The sequence below is a fragment of the Hymenobacter crusticola genome, assembly GCF_002154225.1.
Lineage (GTDB): Bacteria > Bacteroidota > Bacteroidia > Cytophagales > Hymenobacteraceae > Hymenobacter > Hymenobacter crusticola.
Genome location: NZ_MTSE01000003.1, coordinates 323,174 through 338,869, shown reverse-complemented (window position 1 = coordinate 338,869; position 15,696 = coordinate 323,174). Strand labels below are relative to the sequence as shown.

General features: G+C 53.7%; 12 protein-coding genes. 9 read left to right on the top strand and 3 right to left on the bottom strand.

Annotation, left to right across the window (positions count from 1 at the left end):
- Positions 1 to 53 precede the first annotated feature (53 nt).
- From BXP70_RS07735 to BXP70_RS07695, 9 genes are all read left to right on the top strand, one after another.
- The gene (locus tag BXP70_RS07735; protein WP_086593458.1) at positions 54 to 1,484 is read left to right on the top strand and encodes an LptF/LptG family permease; all 1,431 of its coding nucleotides are present in this window, start codon (positions 54 to 56) and stop codon (positions 1,482 to 1,484) included.
- Positions 1,485 to 1,652: 168 nt separating this feature from the next.
- Positions 1,653 to 1,928: a 30S ribosomal protein S15 gene (rpsO, locus tag BXP70_RS07730; protein ID WP_086593457.1), complete on the top strand. Its 276-nt coding sequence runs from the start codon at positions 1,653 to 1,655 to the stop codon at positions 1,926 to 1,928.
- Between the two features lie 190 nt (positions 1,929 to 2,118).
- A complete protein-coding gene (pnp, locus tag BXP70_RS07725; RefSeq protein ID WP_086593456.1) occupies positions 2,119 to 4,278 on the top strand; it encodes a polyribonucleotide nucleotidyltransferase in 2,160 nt (719 codons plus the stop codon).
- A 121-nt stretch (positions 4,279 to 4,399) separates the two neighbouring features.
- Positions 4,400 to 5,263, top strand: coding sequence for a sigma-70 family RNA polymerase sigma factor (locus tag BXP70_RS07720; protein WP_044513580.1), 864 nt, complete (start codon positions 4,400 to 4,402; stop codon positions 5,261 to 5,263).
- 208 nt (positions 5,264 to 5,471) lie between these two features.
- Positions 5,472 to 6,416, top strand: coding sequence for a thioredoxin-disulfide reductase (gene trxB, locus BXP70_RS07715; protein ID WP_086593782.1), 945 nt, complete (start codon positions 5,472 to 5,474; stop codon positions 6,414 to 6,416).
- A gap of 111 nt (positions 6,417 to 6,527) precedes the next feature.
- A complete protein-coding gene (locus BXP70_RS30915; protein ID WP_317044462.1) occupies positions 6,528 to 7,640 on the top strand; it encodes a M23 family metallopeptidase in 1,113 nt (370 codons plus the stop codon).
- Positions 7,641 to 7,705: 65 nt separating this feature from the next.
- Entirely contained in the window at positions 7,706 to 8,431 is a 726-nt protein-coding gene (bshB1, locus tag BXP70_RS07705) for a bacillithiol biosynthesis deacetylase BshB1 (RefSeq protein WP_086593780.1), read from the top strand.
- A gap of 221 nt (positions 8,432 to 8,652) precedes the next feature.
- The gene (locus tag BXP70_RS29410) at positions 8,653 to 8,937 is read left to right on the top strand and encodes a hypothetical protein (protein ID WP_143436411.1); all 285 of its coding nucleotides are present in this window, start codon (positions 8,653 to 8,655) and stop codon (positions 8,935 to 8,937) included.
- 18 nt (positions 8,938 to 8,955) lie between these two features.
- The gene (locus tag BXP70_RS07695) at positions 8,956 to 9,186 is read left to right on the top strand and encodes a DUF2158 domain-containing protein (protein ID WP_086593454.1); all 231 of its coding nucleotides are present in this window, start codon (positions 8,956 to 8,958) and stop codon (positions 9,184 to 9,186) included.
- Positions 9,187 to 9,299: 113 nt separating this feature from the next.
- On the opposite strand, the gene BXP70_RS07690 is transcribed toward BXP70_RS07695, so the two are convergent.
- The 3 genes from BXP70_RS07690 to BXP70_RS07680 form a co-directional block, all read right to left on the bottom strand.
- Positions 9,300 to 10,634 (bottom strand): NAD(P)/FAD-dependent oxidoreductase, encoded by a 1,335-nt coding sequence (locus BXP70_RS07690; protein WP_086593453.1) that lies wholly within the window; start codon positions 10,632 to 10,634, stop codon positions 9,300 to 9,302.
- A 325-nt stretch (positions 10,635 to 10,959) separates the two neighbouring features.
- Entirely contained in the window at positions 10,960 to 12,429 is a 1,470-nt protein-coding gene (locus BXP70_RS07685) for an efflux transporter outer membrane subunit (protein WP_086593452.1), read from the bottom strand.
- Between the two features lie 92 nt (positions 12,430 to 12,521).
- On the bottom strand, positions 12,522 to 15,692 hold the full coding sequence (locus tag BXP70_RS07680; RefSeq protein ID WP_086593451.1) for an efflux RND transporter permease subunit: 3,171 nt from the start codon (positions 15,690 to 15,692) through the stop codon (positions 12,522 to 12,524).
- Between the last annotated feature and the right edge of the window lie 4 nt (positions 15,693 to 15,696).

Below are 15,696 nucleotides of genomic sequence, written 5' to 3'. Positions count from 1 at the left end.
ATTTATGCTTAGCACGCCAAGCGCCGCTTACGGGTAACGCGTGTCCGATTCTCATGAAAAAACTTGATAAGTTAATTCTAAAGGCTTTCGCTGGGCCTTTCTTTCTCACCTTCGCGGTCGTGCAGTTCATTCTGCTCACCCAATACATGCTCAAATACTTAGATGATCTGGTCGGCAAAGACTTAGGTATCGGGGTAATTGGGCAGTTGCTATTTTTTTTCAGCGTGCTGATGGTGCCTATCTCGCTCCCATTAGCTGTGCTCCTTTCTTCGCTCATGACCTATGGGCAGCTAGGTGAGCACCACGAGCTAACGGCTATTAAGAGTTCGGGCATCTCACTCACCCGCATCCTGCGCCCGGTGATGATCGTCAGCGTGTTCTTATCCGTGTTTGCATTCTGGTTTAATGATACCATTGTACCCAAAGCTAACCTAGGAGCCTACAGTTTGCTCTGGGATGTGCGTCAGCAGAAGCTAGCTCTGGATATCCGACCGGGTGTGTTCTACAACGGTATACCAGGCTATACCATCAAAGTGAACCAGAAGCTAGGCAAAGATGGTGACATCTTGATGGGGGTCATGATTTATGACCATACCAACGGCCGGGGCAACTCTACCATGATTCTGGCCGACTCCGGGCGCATGTTCACGCGCTTCAATGGGCAGTATTTAGGCTTTGAACTGTTTCGTGGACAAACCTTCGTGGAGCAACCCGATACGCGCGATCGGTCGGGAGCTAGTTTTTACCGCCAGGCTTTCTCGCGCAACATGATTACGTTTTCGCTAGCCTCCTTCGATTTGAATCGTACTAGGACAGAACTCTTTGCGGAAAACCGGATGATGAAAAATATTCCGCAATTAGTGAAAGCGGCTGACTCTTTGCACAGCCGCCTAGCGCTGCAGCGTCGTAGTGTAATCCAGCAGCTAAACCCCTACTATACCTACCTGCGCCTCGATACTACGGGGCAGGCGTCTAATCGCCGAACCGAAAGCTTGCAGGTGCCTATTACCCGTCTACCGGCCTTGCAGGTTGGTATTATTCAGCAAGCCGCCAACCGAGCCCGCAACGTTCGCTCTTTTGTGGGCACATCGGGCGAGCAGCTCAGTAACTTAGGAAAAGACGCGAGTGGCTTCCGAATCGAGATTTTTCGTAAGTACACCCAGTCAGCAGCTATTCTGGTTATGTTCCTTATTGGGGCACCGCTTGGCGCTATCATCAAGAAAGGAGGTCTTGGGGTACCTATCCTCATTGCCATTTTGTTCTTCATCATCTACTACGTCATCTCTATTATCGGGGAGAAGCAAGGCCGAGAAGGCATTATCCCAGTAGGCCTAGGTATGTGGATGGCAGACTGTATCTTACTTCCTATTGGTTTGTTTTTCCTCTACCAAGCTCGCAATGACTCAGGATTGCTGGAAGTGGATTTCTGGCGCCGCCTTCCAGCAAAGATCCGGTGGCCTTTCCGCGGGTACCGCCGGGGGTGATTTTTAATCACCAATTGCCCGCTATCAAATTGCTATAGTAAAGCTGGGTAGATGCGACTAACTGGCAACTGGTAACTAAAAATCTGTTATCTTTGCATCCACCCCGAAATGCGGGTTGTAAATTTTCTTTTTTCACGCTTAATCCAAGACGGGGAAACCTATCTGCCGATGAAACTCACTACCGAAGCAAAACAGGCTATTTTCGAGAAGAACAGCCTGGCTAAATCTGCCAACGATACCGGTTCGGCTGAATCGCAAATTGCACTGTTCACTCACCGTATCAACCACCTGACTGAACACCTCAAGGTGAACAAGAAGGATTTCTCGACTCGTTTGGGCCTGCTCAAACTTGTTGGTAAGCGCCGCCGTCTGCTCGATTACTTGCAGCACCGCGAAATCAACCGCTACCGCGCCATTATCAAGGAGTTGGGCATTCGTAAGTAAGCTCACCCGCTGGAGTAGGGAGCCCTCACTGAGGGTTCCCTACTCTTTTTTTATGCAGAGTAGCCACCTTTTTGGCCTGTTCTGCTGTTCTATTTTTAAAGAAAGTAGAAGTACCTAGAGTAAAGCGGCGCTGCTACAGGCCCGTTTTGTTGGCTGCTCGCCCGCTGTCGCTGTTCCAAGCAAACTGAAGATGCCTAATTACAACGCTATTACCAAATCTATTACCCTACCCGACGGCCGACTTATTACCATCGAGACTGGCAAGCTAGCTAAGCAAGCTGATGGTTCGGTTGTCGTACGCCTGGGTGATGCTATGCTGCTGGCAACGGTGGTGTCGCAACCTAGCCAGCGCGAGGGAGTAGATTTTCTGCCACTTTCGGTAGATTATCAAGAAAAGTTCGGTTCTGCTGGTAAGATCCCTGGTTCTTTCCAACGCCGTGAGGGTCGCCTATCCGACTACGAAATTCTCGTGTCGCGCTTGGTAGACCGTATCCTGCGGCCTATGTTCCCGAAAGACTATCATTACGAAGTGCAAGTAATGATCAGTCTAATTTCGGCTGATAAAGAAGTACAACCTGACGCCTTGGCAGCTTTAGCAGCCTCGGCCGCCCTTTCGATATCGGATATTCCGTTTGCGGGCCCAATTTCGGAAGTACGAGTTGCCCGCATCGACGGTAAACTTCAGATCAATCCTAAAACTGCTGACATCGCTCGCGCTGATATTGATCTGATTGTGGGTGCCACTCTCGACTCGGTAGCTATGGTGGAAGGTGAAATGAGCGAGGTAAGTGAAGAGGAAATGGTGGAAGCCATTGCTGTCGCCCACGAAGCCATTAAAGAGCAGGTTCGCGTACAGCAAGAACTTGCCGCCGCTGTTGAGAAAGCAGCGACAAAACGTGAGTATCCTCAGTACGAAGAAAACGATGAACTGAAGCAGCGCATCACCGAAGGTATCTACCAGAAAGCCTACGAGATTGCCCGTTCTGGCAACGCAAGCAAAGAGGGTCGTAAAGCCGGTTTCAGCGAAGTAAAGAAAGCGTTCTTAACCACGTTGTTGGAAGAGCAGCCTGAGTTGGACATGAAGATGTTCAGCCGCTACTACTCCTCGGCTGAGAAGAAAGCTATTCGTGATATGATGATCAAGGAGCGTGTACGCTTGGATGGTCGTCAGCTCGAGGAAATCCGCCCAATTTGGAGCGAAGTAAACTACTTGCCAGGTGCCCACGGCTCGGCCGTGTTTACCCGCGGTGAAACGCAGTCTTTGACCACGGTAACCCTAGGTACCAAACTCGACGAGCAAATTATTGATTCGGCGATGTTTTCGGGCTACAGCAAATTCATGTTGCATTACAACTTCCCGGCGTTTTCGACGGGTGAAGTAAAGCCTAGCCGTGGTCCTGGTCGTCGTGAAATTGGTCATGGCAACCTAGCCTTGCGTTCGTTAAAGAAAGTGCTACCTGCTGAGGAAGAGAATCCTTATACCATTCGTATCGTGTCAGACATTTTAGAGTCGAATGGCTCTAGCTCGATGGCCACGGTTTGTGCCGGTTCACTGGCGCTGATGGATGCTGGTATCAAGGTGAAATCGGCCGTTGCAGGTATTGCGATGGGGTTGGTGCAAGACAAAGAGACCAAGGAGTATGCCGTATTAAGCGACATCCTTGGTGACGAGGATCATCTAGGTGATATGGACTTCAAGGTAACGGGTACTGAAAAAGGTATCACTGCTTGCCAGATGGACATTAAAATTCAAAACTTGTCGTTTGACATTTTGACCAAAGCGCTGCATCAAGCCCGCGCGGGCCGTTTGCATATCCTAGGTGAAATGGCTAAGACAATCAGCGCTCCTGCTGCCGATTTGAAGCCTCATACGCCTCGCTCGCACAAGATGCTCATCGACAAGGAGTACATCGGTGCCGTAATCGGACCAGGTGGTAAGGTGATCCAGCAGATTCAAAAAGACACGAACGCGACGGTTATCATCGAGGAAAAAGATGAAAAAGGTCACGTAAGTATTTTCGCCTCCAACCAACCCGATATGGAAGCCGCTATCGGCCGCATTCGGGCTATTGCGGCGCAGCCAGAGGTTGGCGAAACTTACAAAGGCAAGGTGCGTAGCATCCAACCTTACGGAGCCTTCGTAGAAATAATGCCTGGCAAGGATGGCTTGTTGCACATCTCGGAAGTTGGCCATGAGCGCCTCAACAGCCTTGAGGGAGTACTTGAAGTCGGCCAGGAAATTGACGTGAAGCTGCTTGACATCGATAAGAAAACCGGCAAATACCGACTCTCGCGGAAAGCGTTGCTCCCTAAACCGGAGCGCACTGCCGCTGACAACGGTGCTGCCTAGGTCTACTAAGTCGAACTTTCGTGGATGCCGGTGCGTTGATTTCAACTGACCGGCATCCATGAGAAGGTTGCTACAGCCAAATGTTTAACTTTTATCGAATTATCATTCTTTCGCGCCCGCAATGAGACAGCTTAAGATCAGCAAGCAGATCACCAACCGCGAAAGCCAATCGCTGGATAAATATTTACAGGAGATTGGCAAGGTAGACCTGCTCACTCCCGACGAGGAGGTAACGCTGGCGCAGCGTATTAAAGAAGGCGACCAACAAGCCCTGGAAAAGCTGACGAAAGCCAACCTACGTTTTGTTGTGTCGGTAGCTAAGCAGTATCAAAACCAAGGTCTTTCGCTGGGCGACTTGATCAATGAAGGCAACCTAGGCCTGATCAAGGCAGCTAAGCGTTTTGACGAAACCCGCGGCTTTAAGTTTATTTCTTATGCCGTATGGTGGATTCGTCAATCGATTCTGCAAGCACTAGCCGAACAGTCGCGTATTGTGCGTCTGCCGTTGAACCGCGTAGGTTCTTTGAATAAGATTTCTAAGTCGTTTTCCGAACTAGAGCAAAAATTCGAGCGGGAACCCTCGCCTGAGGAAATTGCGGAAGTACTGGAGCTTACTACTTCCGAAGTGGTTGATACCCTGAAGATTTCAGGTCGTCACGTTTCAGTCGATGCTCCCTTCGTGCAAGGTGAGGAAAACCGCTTGCTCGACGTACTGGAGAACGAGGACGAAGAATCGCCCGATATGGGCCTGATGAACGACTCGCTCCGGAAGGAAGTACAACGTGCGCTTTCTACGCTCACAAAGCGTGAAGCAGACGTCATTACGCTATACTTCGGTCTGAACGGTGAGCATTCGCTTACGTTAGAGGAAATCGGCGAGAAGTTTAACTTGACCCGTGAGCGAGTACGCCAAATCAAAGAGAAGGCCATCCGCCGTTTGCGTCACACTTCGCGCTCCAAGGCGCTGAAGCCCTACCTCGGATAAGTTTACTACTTGTCCACTCTCAAAAACCCCAGCCCAGTCGTTGGGGTTTTTTATTGCCAAACGGTTATCTATTCTTCGGACACTTCGTCAGGTACTAGCATAGGCATAGTTACTGCTTTGTACCCGGAGAAACAGATTTCCACGCCACTACTTAGTGGCGTTTACCTTTGCACCCTTATTCAAAAGCAACACTGCTTTTACAAAGCAAATGGAGACTACCCCTGAACACGTTAAGTGTCTGATCATTGGCTCGGGCCCAGCTGGCTACACAGCGGCCATTTACGCAGCCCGCGCCAATATGAAACCCGTTATGTACCAGGGTTTGCAGCCTGGTGGCCAATTAACCATCACCAATGACGTTGAAAACTTTCCGGGCTACCCCACCGGCGTGATGGGTCCGGAAATGATGGAAGACCTGAAAAAGCAAGCAGAGCGCTTTGGTACCGACATTCGTTATGGCCTTGCTACGGCCGTCGAATTTTCGGGTCATCCACATAAAGTGACTATTGATGAGCGGAAAGAAATAACAGCGGATACGGTTATTATCGCTACTGGAGCTTCGGCAAAATGGCTAGGCCTAGAGTCGGAAGCGCGGCTGAATGGCTCGGGTGTATCGGCGTGTGCAGTCTGCGACGGGTTCTTCTACCGCGGTCAAGAAGTAGCCATTGTAGGCGCCGGCGATACGGCAGCTGAAGAAGCTACTTATCTCTCCAACCTTTGCGCAAAGGTGTACATGATCGTGCGGAAAGGCGAGATGCGGGCCTCGAAAATCATGCAGAAACGTGTAGTAGATAATCCTAAAATTGAGGTGCTGTGGAATAGTGTCACAGACGAGATTCTGGGCGAACATGCCGTAGAAGCCGTGCGGGTTAAGAACACCTTGAATCACGAGACACGTGATATTCCTGTGAAAGGTTTCTTCGTAGCTATCGGACACGAACCTAACTCGAAGATTTTTCAGCCTTACTTGCATCACGACGAGCAAGGCTATTTGAAAACTATTCCGGGTTCGGCCAAAACGAACGTGGATGGCGTGTTTGCCTGTGGCGACGTGCAGGATTACACCTACCGCCAGGCCGTAACAGCCGCTGGTTCGGGCTGCATGGCGGCCTTGGATGCCGAGCGCTATCTAGCAGCACTTGGCGAACACTAAACTAAGAGTAACTGAGTACTTAAGTAGCTGAGCAATGACGTTTAACGCATTACTCAGCTACTCACTCGCTCTTTACTCAGCTTCTCGATTATTCAATTACTCTTTTTGCCCTTGCTAGATTCGTTGAAATATGGGCTGGTGCTACTGTTGATGGGGTTGTTGCTAGCTCCGAAGCATGTAGAAGCCCAGCGTCGCAAAGCTACCCAACCCAAAGCCAAAGCTGGTGCCGCTGGCAAGCGTTCCGATTTTTTTCGTATCAAATCGCCTTCCATTCGCTACGTGCGGCCGGATACGACTATTCTAATTGAAACGCAGGATTTACCAGATGACAACTCCGACGCGGCAAAGTCTATCTTTTTCAATCCGGCTAAAAAGCTGTCTATTGTGAGCGAAGATACTTCTACGCTCAACGAAGGCGGCCAGCACATTGTAGAGATGTCGGATGAGGTATTGATTGATAGCTCCTGGATTAAAGTAGCAGGCTACTACGCTATTTGGGACACACACAATATCAACCCCTACCGGGTCGATGGGCGCCGCATTCGGGATACGCTCACCTTACACCTTACGGATCCGCCGCGGCAGCGCTATGCCCGCATGCCGCTGAATACCACGCCTACTACCTCCGGCTTTGGCTTTAGAGGCTACCGCTGGCACTATGGCACCGACCTCGACCTAGAAACTGGCGACTCCGTGCGTGCCGCTTTTGACGGCGTAGTGCGCATTTCGAAGTGGGATGGCTCTGGCTATGGCAATTATCTTCTGGTACGCCACTACAATGGTATCGAGACCCTTTATGGGCACTTGAGTAAGCCCCTCGTGACGCCTGGCACCTTCGTGAAGGCTGGGCAGGTCATTGGCTTAGGTGGTAACACAGGTAGGAGTACGGGCTCACACTTGCATTTCGAAGTGCGGTATGAGGGAAATCCAATCAACCCGACGGAGATGTATGACTTTCCCGACTATAAGTTATGGAAAGACAATTTTCAGATTACGTCTTCCCTGTTCAACTACTATAGCCGTGCCCTACGCAGCCGCTCGGGTAGCCGTAATAGCGCGGCAGCCCGTCCATCGGCGGCCCGTCGTACGGTCACGCACCGCATCCGAGGCGGTGATACTTTGTCGGAAATAGCAGAGCGGTATGGTGTGTCGGTTAGTAAGCTAAAACAGCTAAACAAAGGCACCTCTACCCTGCGACCAGGCCGCACATTGCGCATTAAGTAGAAGTAAATAGCTAAGTGGCTAAAGGTTTAGAACTGCTGTTAGCCATTGAACCCAGTAAACTCATCATGAAACTCGACATTCTCGCTATTGCTTCCCACCCCGACGACGCGGAGCTAGGTTGCGTTGGAACCTTGCTAAGTGCGGCGGCACAAGGCAAAAAAATTGGGATTGTTGATCTGACACGAGGTGAGCTTGGCACGCGAGGCACACCCGAGATACGGGCCGCAGAAGCAGCAGCTTCAGCGCAAATCCTAGGCTTACACGCCCGGGAGAACCTAGGGTTACCGGATGGTTTTTTTCGCAACGACCAGGAGCATCAATTGCCTATTATCGCGGCCGTACGCCGCTACCAGCCCGAGATTGTACTGCTTAACGCCCTGCATGACCGCCACCCAGACCATGGCCGGGGTTCGCAGCTAGCTTCGGAAGCTTGCTTTTTAGCTGGCCTGCGCATGATCGAAACCTTGGATACAGATGGGCAGCCCCAGGCGGCTTGGCGACCCAAGCAAGTCTATCATTATATCCAAGACCGCCAGATTGCGCCAGATTTGGTAGTGGATATCACTCCGCACTGGGAAACCAAGCTGGCCTCCATACGTGCTTTCCGCACGCAGTTTCACGATCCGGAAAGTACTAGCAGCGAGCCTCAAACCTATATTTCAGGCGCTAATTTTTTCAACTTTCTGGAAGCGCGCGCGCGGGAGATGGGGCACATCATTGGGGTAGATTTTGGCGAAGGCTTCACCGCAGAACGAGCCCTAGGGGTGCGGGATTTGAGCGCTCTGCTCTAGCTAACCTCTGCCTAGCGCACTTACCCAAGCGGCCACGAAAACCACCTATTACAGGTGCTTTTCGTGGCCGCTTGGGTAAGTGCGCTTATGTGGAATACGCCTAGCCTGACGATAATATATTGAGACACGGACCTAGGAAGTATTTTTGAAGGGTACCCGACCAAACTCCTCGCTGCCTTTTCGCGTACGATTTTGCTAACCATTGTACTTACCTAGCTCTCATGAAAACGCCTTTCCTGCTCGCCAGTTTGCTGGCTTGCTCTACGCTCCTACACGCGCAAACGACGCCCACAAATACGTCTTCTCCCGCTAGCACTACGTCGACTTCAACCTCTGTATCGGGGACTAAGAATGTGCGCGCTGACCGCGCCGATGCGCCAAAAGCTCCCGGCATCGAGGCCCAAACGACAACACCCACCACAACGACGCGGAGTACAACGACAAAGGCAACCTCTACCAAGACGGCTGACAAACGCAAAACGACCTCTTCTGCTCCCAAACCATAACCTTTTAGCGCCAAGCCTATGCCCTTATTCAAAACAGGTGACGTTGTTCACCTAGCTTCCGGCGGACCTAGCATGACCGTGGTAACTGCTGATGAGGAAACAGTACGTTGCACGTACTTTGACCAGGAAGGTAATTTGTACGGCAACCCCGATGGCATTCCTTTTCAATCGGAACTGTTGCGCGCCGGTAGTGCCCCTTCTCCCGATGAAAGCGAGGAACGAGAGAATACCAAGTTTGGCTACGCGTAGTGCTTCATTAGTACTCTCTACGCGCACTCAATCTAACCCAAGAAACCACAGAGGCCCCATTGCACTGTAGCAACGGGGCCTCTGTGGTTTCTTAGTTTTGTTGTAGAGCTCAGCTATTTGCCCGCGCTTTGTAGTTCGACGACCTCTTTGGAATCGTGGCGCACAAGCGGCCGGATGATGATACGCGTACCCCGTTCGTAGGTGAAGAGGCGATACACCCAGTTGCTCAACACAATCAGCTTGCTACGGAAACCGATGAGGTAGTAGATGTGCACGAATAGCCACGCCACCCATGCAATAAAGCCACCTAGGCTCTTGTTGCCAGGCAAGTCGGCGACGGCGCGGGCGCGGCCCACGATAGCCAGCGAACCTTTATCGAAGTAATCGAAATCTTTCCACGCTTCGCCTTTACGCTGGCGTACCAGGTTTTTGGCGAGGTGCGCGCCTTGCTGCAAAGCAGGCTGGGCCACCTGTGGGTGCCCTTTAGGCCACTTATCAGTCTTCATAAGGGCAATATCGCCGATAGCAAAGATGTCCTCGAAGCCGGCGATTTGGTTGTAGGCATTCACCAAGTAACGACCACGCTCTAGCGAACTAGCTGGTAGCCCTTCGATGGTAGCGCCCGTTACCCCGGCTGCCCACACCAAAGTTTGGGTCAGAATCTGCTCGCCGTCTTTGAAGGTTACTACCTCGCCGTCGTAAGTTGACACCAGCTTGTTGAGCTTGATGTTCACCCCTAGCTTTTCCAGATCCTGATGGGCGCGCTTACTGGAAGCAGGCGACAGGGGCGGCAACACCCGGTCGAGGCCATCGACTAGGTAGATGTTCATCTCACTGAAGTCCAGGCCAGGGTAGTCTTTGGGTAGAATGTGCTGCCGCATCTCGGCTAGCGAACCAGCCAATTCAACGCCTGTAGGGCCAGCACCGGCAATTACGATGTTGAGCAGACCTTGACGAGTTTGCTTATCGCGGGTCATGCTTGCTTGCTCGAACGATTGGAGCAGTTGGCTCCGTAGGTTGACGGCATCAGAAAGCTGTTTGAGCGGGAAGGATTTCTGCTCTATTTGCTTGTTGCCGAAGTAGTTAGATTGAGTACCAGTGGCAATTACCAAGTAGTCGTACTTGATGCTACCGATGAGGGTATTTACCGTTTTACCAACTGGGTCGATGTCCGTGACGCGCACGAACCGGAAGTGAAAGTCTTTCCGGTCGTCAAAGAGCTTGCGGATTGGCTCGGCAATCGACTCGGGCTCCAAGCCGGCAGTGGCCACTTGGTAGAGCAGCGGCCAGAATCCATAATAGTTCTGCTTGCTGAGCATCACCACCTGAAAATCTTGTTCCGGCAAATACTTCACGAGGTTCACGCCCCCGAAGCCACCACCAATCACCACAACCCGTGGTTTGATAGTGTCCGGAATATTCAGCGAAAGTTTGTTCATTTCCAGCATAAGCAGCAGGCATCAGCGTCAAGCCAGGCAGCAAGGTCTTGCTGCCACCACCCTAGGGGCGGAAAAATGGCTTTTCAGGTTAAGTAAAAGTTGAGAAGGCGCGAAATTAGTTACGGAATTGATGGGACGAGCCTTTGTCCAAAATACCCCTACGTTTTTTAGGGGGTAATAGGTTAATGTAGACTGAAAATCTGCTTAACCCTAGCTCGGCTGTAACCCTGAATTGTTTATGGTCGCTCTATTTCACACGTTTGCCAGCGCGGCGAAAGTCTTCCAAAGAAAACTACGCCACGCTGGCAAGACAACAAATGATGGAGCGAATTGATTACATCGGCCGCGCTTCCGTTCCGCCCCCGCCCAGGGCCCGGTAGAGGTCAATAAGCAACAAAAACTGCTCGCGGCGGGTGTTCGTCAGGTTTAGCTCAGCTTCTAGCACGCTGCGTTGCGCCGTAATTACTTCCAGATACGATGCATAGCTAGCCCCGTAAAGGTCATTCGAGATGGACACGGCCTTGTTCAGGGCAATTACTTCTTGCTGCTGCAACTCATACATCTGCCGATAATTATCAATGCCGCGCAAATTGGTAACCACTTCCTCAAAGCCCGTCTGCACAGCTTTTTGGTAGTTGAGGTATGCTTCCCGCTGTTCGGCGGCGGAGCGGCGGTAATCGGCTTTCAGCACATTGCGGTTCAGGATGGGGCCAGCGAGCCCTCCTACTAGCCCGTACGTCAGGGAAGCAGGCGTATTAAACAGCACCGAGGCGTTGTAAGAGTTCAGACCTAGGTAGGGCGTGAGCGTGAAAGAAGGCAGAAATGCGGCGCGGGCGGCATCCACATCGGCGCGGGTGGCGAGGAGTTCGCGCTCGGCCTGCTGCACATCGGGCCGACGCAGCAGCATGGAGGCCGGAATACCCGCCGATATTTGCGGCGGCAGGGGCTGCTCACCAATGGGCTTGCCCCGCGTGATAGGCTGCGGGTACCGGCCTAGCAGGCGGTTTAGCTCATTTTCGGTAGCAACGATGCGCTGCTGGGCCTCTACTTGTAAGCTGCGCGTGCGCAATAGCTGGGCCGTGAACTGCTGCACCGCTAGCTCCGTAGCCCGTCCACCTAGCTTCTGGATCTTAATAATCTCGACGGCGCGCTCCTGCAAGGCGCGGTTTTTTCCGAGCACTACCAGCTCGTTGTCGAGAGCTAGCAGGCTGTAGTAGAGCCGGGCCACTTGCGCCACCAAGGACGTCTGCACCAGCTGCCGGCCCTTATCGGAAGCTAGCAGGCGGGCCACGGCGGCCTTGCGGCGGTTGCGCAGCTTGCCCCACAAGTCAATCTCCCAGGAACTGCGCAGGCCCAGGAAGAAGTCGGGCGTGGGCGTGGGAATGCGCTGCTTGCCCTCAATGTTATTGGATAAGTTCGTATCGTAGTTGCCAATGCCGTTCATGGTGTAGTTACCAAACCGGTCGACGCCGGCGGAACCCACCGCATTCACGGTGGGCAGCAGGGCGCCGCGTGCCACCAGCACGTTGGCGCGGGCCATTTCAACGCGCTGCACGGCAATACCTAGGTCGGGGTTCGCCTGCAAGGCCGAGTCTATAAGACTCACCAGATTTGGATCGGCGAAGAAGCGCCGCCAAGATTGATCGGCAATGCTCACAGAATCGGCGGCGCTGCTAAAGCTAGCGGGCATGGGCGCCGCTTTGGGAAGCGCTACGGGCTCCACGGAGCGGCAGCTACTGACCAGCAACAGCCCCGCTACAGCGGCTAGCAGATGACGACGTAATTCCAAGGTCAACCTATTCATAACAGCGTAAATTCTATTGGGAAGCGAGATTCGTGTACCTAGGTCCGACGGCTGAGCGCCATCGGGCTGGCAGGCTAGCCTAGCTTATTGCCTTAAGCCGTGGCGTGCACCGGCTCGTGGGTTTCGATTTCGATTGGTTCTTCTTCGGTTTTCTCCTGCTTGCCGGAGCGCGAAAACAGCACGTAGAGCCCCGGAATAAGCACCACACCGAACAACGTACCGATAAACATGCCCCCCGCCGCGGCCGTCCCGATGGAGCGGTTGCCGAGGGCACCCGCGCCGGAAGCAATGGTCAGCGGAATCAAGCCGGCGATGAAGGCAAAGGAGGTCATCAGGATGGGGCGCAGCCGCGAGTAGCCACCCTGCACCGCCGCTTCCAGCGCCGAAAGGCCCTCTTCCTTGCGCTTGAGCACCGCAAACTCGATGATGAGAATGGCGTTTTTGCCGAGCAAGCCAATGAGCATCACCAGCGACACCTGGGCGTAGATGTTGTTTTCTAGCCCTAGCAATTTCAAGAAGAGGAACGCCCCGAAAATGCCCGTGGGCAAGCTCAGAATAACGGGCAGCGGCAGCAAGAAGCTTTCGTATTGGGCGGCCAGCAGCAAATACACGAACAGCAGCACCACGCCGAACACGTATAGCGCCTGGTCGCCGGAAAGCACCTGCTCCCGCGTCATGCCCGACCACTCGAAGCTGTAGCCGCGGGGTAGTTCCTTGGCCGCCACTTGCTGCACGGTGTTAATCACGTCGCCGGAGCTGTAGCCGGGGGCGGCGTCGCCGTTGAGCATGGCGGAGGTGTACATGTTATAGCGCGTGAGCTGCTCGGGGCCGTACACGCGCTCCAGGCGCACGAAGGTGGAGAACGGCACCATCTCGCCTCGGTCATTTTTCACGTACATCCGCAGCACGTCTTCGGGCTTGGTACGGAAGCTAGGTGCCGCCTGCACCATCACCTTGTACATCTGGCCGAAGCGGATGAAGTTGGAAGCGTAAAACGAGCCCATCAGCGTTTGGAGCGTGCTCATGGCCTTGTCTACCGTCACGCCCTTCTTGGCGGCCTGGTCCTGATCGATGTGGATCATGTACTGCGGAAAGTTAGGGTCGAAGCTGGTGAAGGCGCTACCCACGGCCGGCGTTTTACTCAGCGCTTCGATGAAGTGGTTCGTCACCTCGGCTGTTTTTTGCAAGTCGCCGCGGCCAGTGCGGTCGAGTAAGCGCAGCTCGAAGCCGCTGGAGTTACCAAAACCCGGCACCGTAGGCGGCGGAAAGAATTGGATATCGGCGTCGGTGATGTGCTTGGTTTTGGCTTCGAGTTGGGCAATGAGGTCCGTCACCGATTCTTTGCGGTCGTCCCAGGCTTTCAGGTTGATCATGCCCATGCCGTAGGAAGCACCGGCTACTTCGTTGGTAAGGCTATAGCCCGCCAGCGTCGACACCGACTCGACCGGACCTAGCCCTTTGGCTACTTGGTTGATCTGATCGAGCACGCGCTCGGTACGCTCCACGGTAGCGCCGGGCGGCGTAGTCACGTTCACGTAAATCATGCCCTGGTCTTCCGTTGGGATAAAGCCGCTGGGCAGAATGGTGCTCATGCCATAGGTAGCCGCGAAGAAGAACACCAGCAGACCTAGGGTGATGAGGCGGCGGCTCGCAATGAGGTGCACCAGACGCTGGTAGCCGCTCGCCAACGACTCGTAGCGGCGGTTGAAGCCAGCAAAGAAGCGGCCGACAATACCGTTGTTTTGCTCGCCGGCGTGCACCGGCTTCAGCAGCAAGGCACACAAAGCTGGCGTGAGCGTAAGCGCGTTAATTCCGGAAATGACGATGGAAATAGCTAGGGTCAGGGAGAACTGACGATAGAACACGCCCACTGGACCATCCATGAATGATACCGGCACAAATACTGCCGACATCACCAGCGTAATGGCCACGATGGCGCCCCCGATTTCGCCCATAGCTTCAAGGGTGGCATCCATGGCCGAGAGGTGCTTTTCGTGCATCTTGGCGTGCACCGCTTCCACCACCACAATAGCGTTATCGACCACAATACCGATGGCGAGCACCAGCGCAAACAGCGTGAGCAGATTGATGCTAAACCCTAGCAACTGCATGAAGAACAGCGTCCCGATGAGCGCTACCGGCACCGCCAGCGCCGGAATCAGCGTCGAGCGCCAGTCTTGCAAGAACAGATATACTACGATGAACACCAGCACGAAGGCTTCGAGCAACGTCCGCAGTACTTCGTGGATACTCGCGTCGAGGAAGCGCGACACGTCGTAGGATACGTTGTAGGTCATGCCGGGCGGGAAAGACGTTTGCTTCAGCTCGGCCATGCGGGCTTTCACATTCTTAATAACATCGGAAGCATTGGAGCCGGGGCGCTGCTTGAGCATGATGGCGGCCGACGGACGGCCGTTGATCTTCGACACCATGCCGTAGCTCAGTACGCCGAACTCCACGTTGGCCACGTCTTTCAGGCGCAGCACCGAGCCATCGGGGTTGGCGCGCACCACAATGTTTTCGTACTGCTTCGGCTCAAACAGTTTACCCGTGTAGCGGAGCACGTACTGCAACACTTGCGCTGCCTGGCCCGAGCTTTCCCCCGATTTACCCGGCGCGGCCTCCACGTTTTGGTTGCGAATAGCTTCCACCACTTCGTCGGCCGCCACGTTGTAAGCCACCATGCGGTCGGGCTGAAGCCACACCCGCATCGAGTACTCGCGCGAGCCCATAATTTCGGCGAAGCCCACCCCATCGATGCGCTTGAGCTCCTGCAACACGTTGATGTCGGCGAAGTTGTAGATGAACTTCTCCCCTACTTTCGGGTCGTCGCTCATCACGTTGAGGTATAGCAGCATGCTGTTTACCTCTTTTTCCGTGCTTACACCCGCCTTGATCACTTCTTCGGGCAGCTCGTCAATCACCGTTTGCACGCGGTTCTGCACGTTTACGGCAGCTAGGTCGGGGTCGGTGCCCACCTGGAAGAAGATGGTAATGAGCGTGATACCGCTGTTACTCGATACCGACGACAGGTAGGTCATGCCGGGCACGCCGTTGATGGCGCGCTCCAGGGGCGTGGCCACGGCTTTGGCGCACACTTCAGCGTTGGCGCCCGTGTAGCGCGCCGTCACGGTTACGGAAGGCGGCACAATGTCGGGGAACTGCGTGATGGGCAACGACACCAGCGCCAACAGACCTAGGAAGGTGATGAACAGCGAAATGACCAGCGAAAGCACCGGCCGGCGAATGAACAGGTTAAGCATAACT

Bases quoted from the DNA above. Each gene is read 5' to 3' on its own strand.
- BXP70_RS07735 (WP_086593458.1), top strand. From the start codon at position 54: ATGAAAAAACTTGATAAGTTAATTCTAAAGGCTTTCGCTGGGCCTTTC.
- rpsO (WP_086593457.1), top strand. From the start codon at position 1,653: ATGAAACTCACTACCGAAGCAAAACAGGCTATTTTCGAGAAGAACAGC.
- pnp (WP_086593456.1), top strand. From the start codon at position 2,119: ATGCCTAATTACAACGCTATTACCAAATCTATTACCCTACCCGACGGC.
- BXP70_RS07720 (WP_044513580.1), top strand. From the start codon at position 4,400: ATGAGACAGCTTAAGATCAGCAAGCAGATCACCAACCGCGAAAGCCAA.
- trxB (WP_086593782.1), top strand. From the start codon at position 5,472: ATGGAGACTACCCCTGAACACGTTAAGTGTCTGATCATTGGCTCGGGC.
- bshB1 (WP_086593780.1), top strand. From the start codon at position 7,706: ATGAAACTCGACATTCTCGCTATTGCTTCCCACCCCGACGACGCGGAG.
- BXP70_RS29410 (WP_143436411.1), top strand. From the start codon at position 8,653: ATGAAAACGCCTTTCCTGCTCGCCAGTTTGCTGGCTTGCTCTACGCTC.
- BXP70_RS07695 (WP_086593454.1), top strand. From the start codon at position 8,956: ATGCCCTTATTCAAAACAGGTGACGTTGTTCACCTAGCTTCCGGCGGA.
- BXP70_RS07690 (WP_086593453.1), bottom strand. From the start codon at position 10,634: ATGCTGGAAATGAACAAACTTTCGCTGAATATTCCGGACACTATCAAA.
- BXP70_RS07685 (WP_086593452.1), bottom strand. From the start codon at position 12,429: ATGAATAGGTTGACCTTGGAATTACGTCGTCATCTGCTAGCCGCTGTA.
- BXP70_RS07680 (WP_086593451.1), bottom strand. From the start codon at position 15,692: ATGCTTAACCTGTTCATTCGCCGGCCGGTGCTTTCGCTGGTCATTTCG.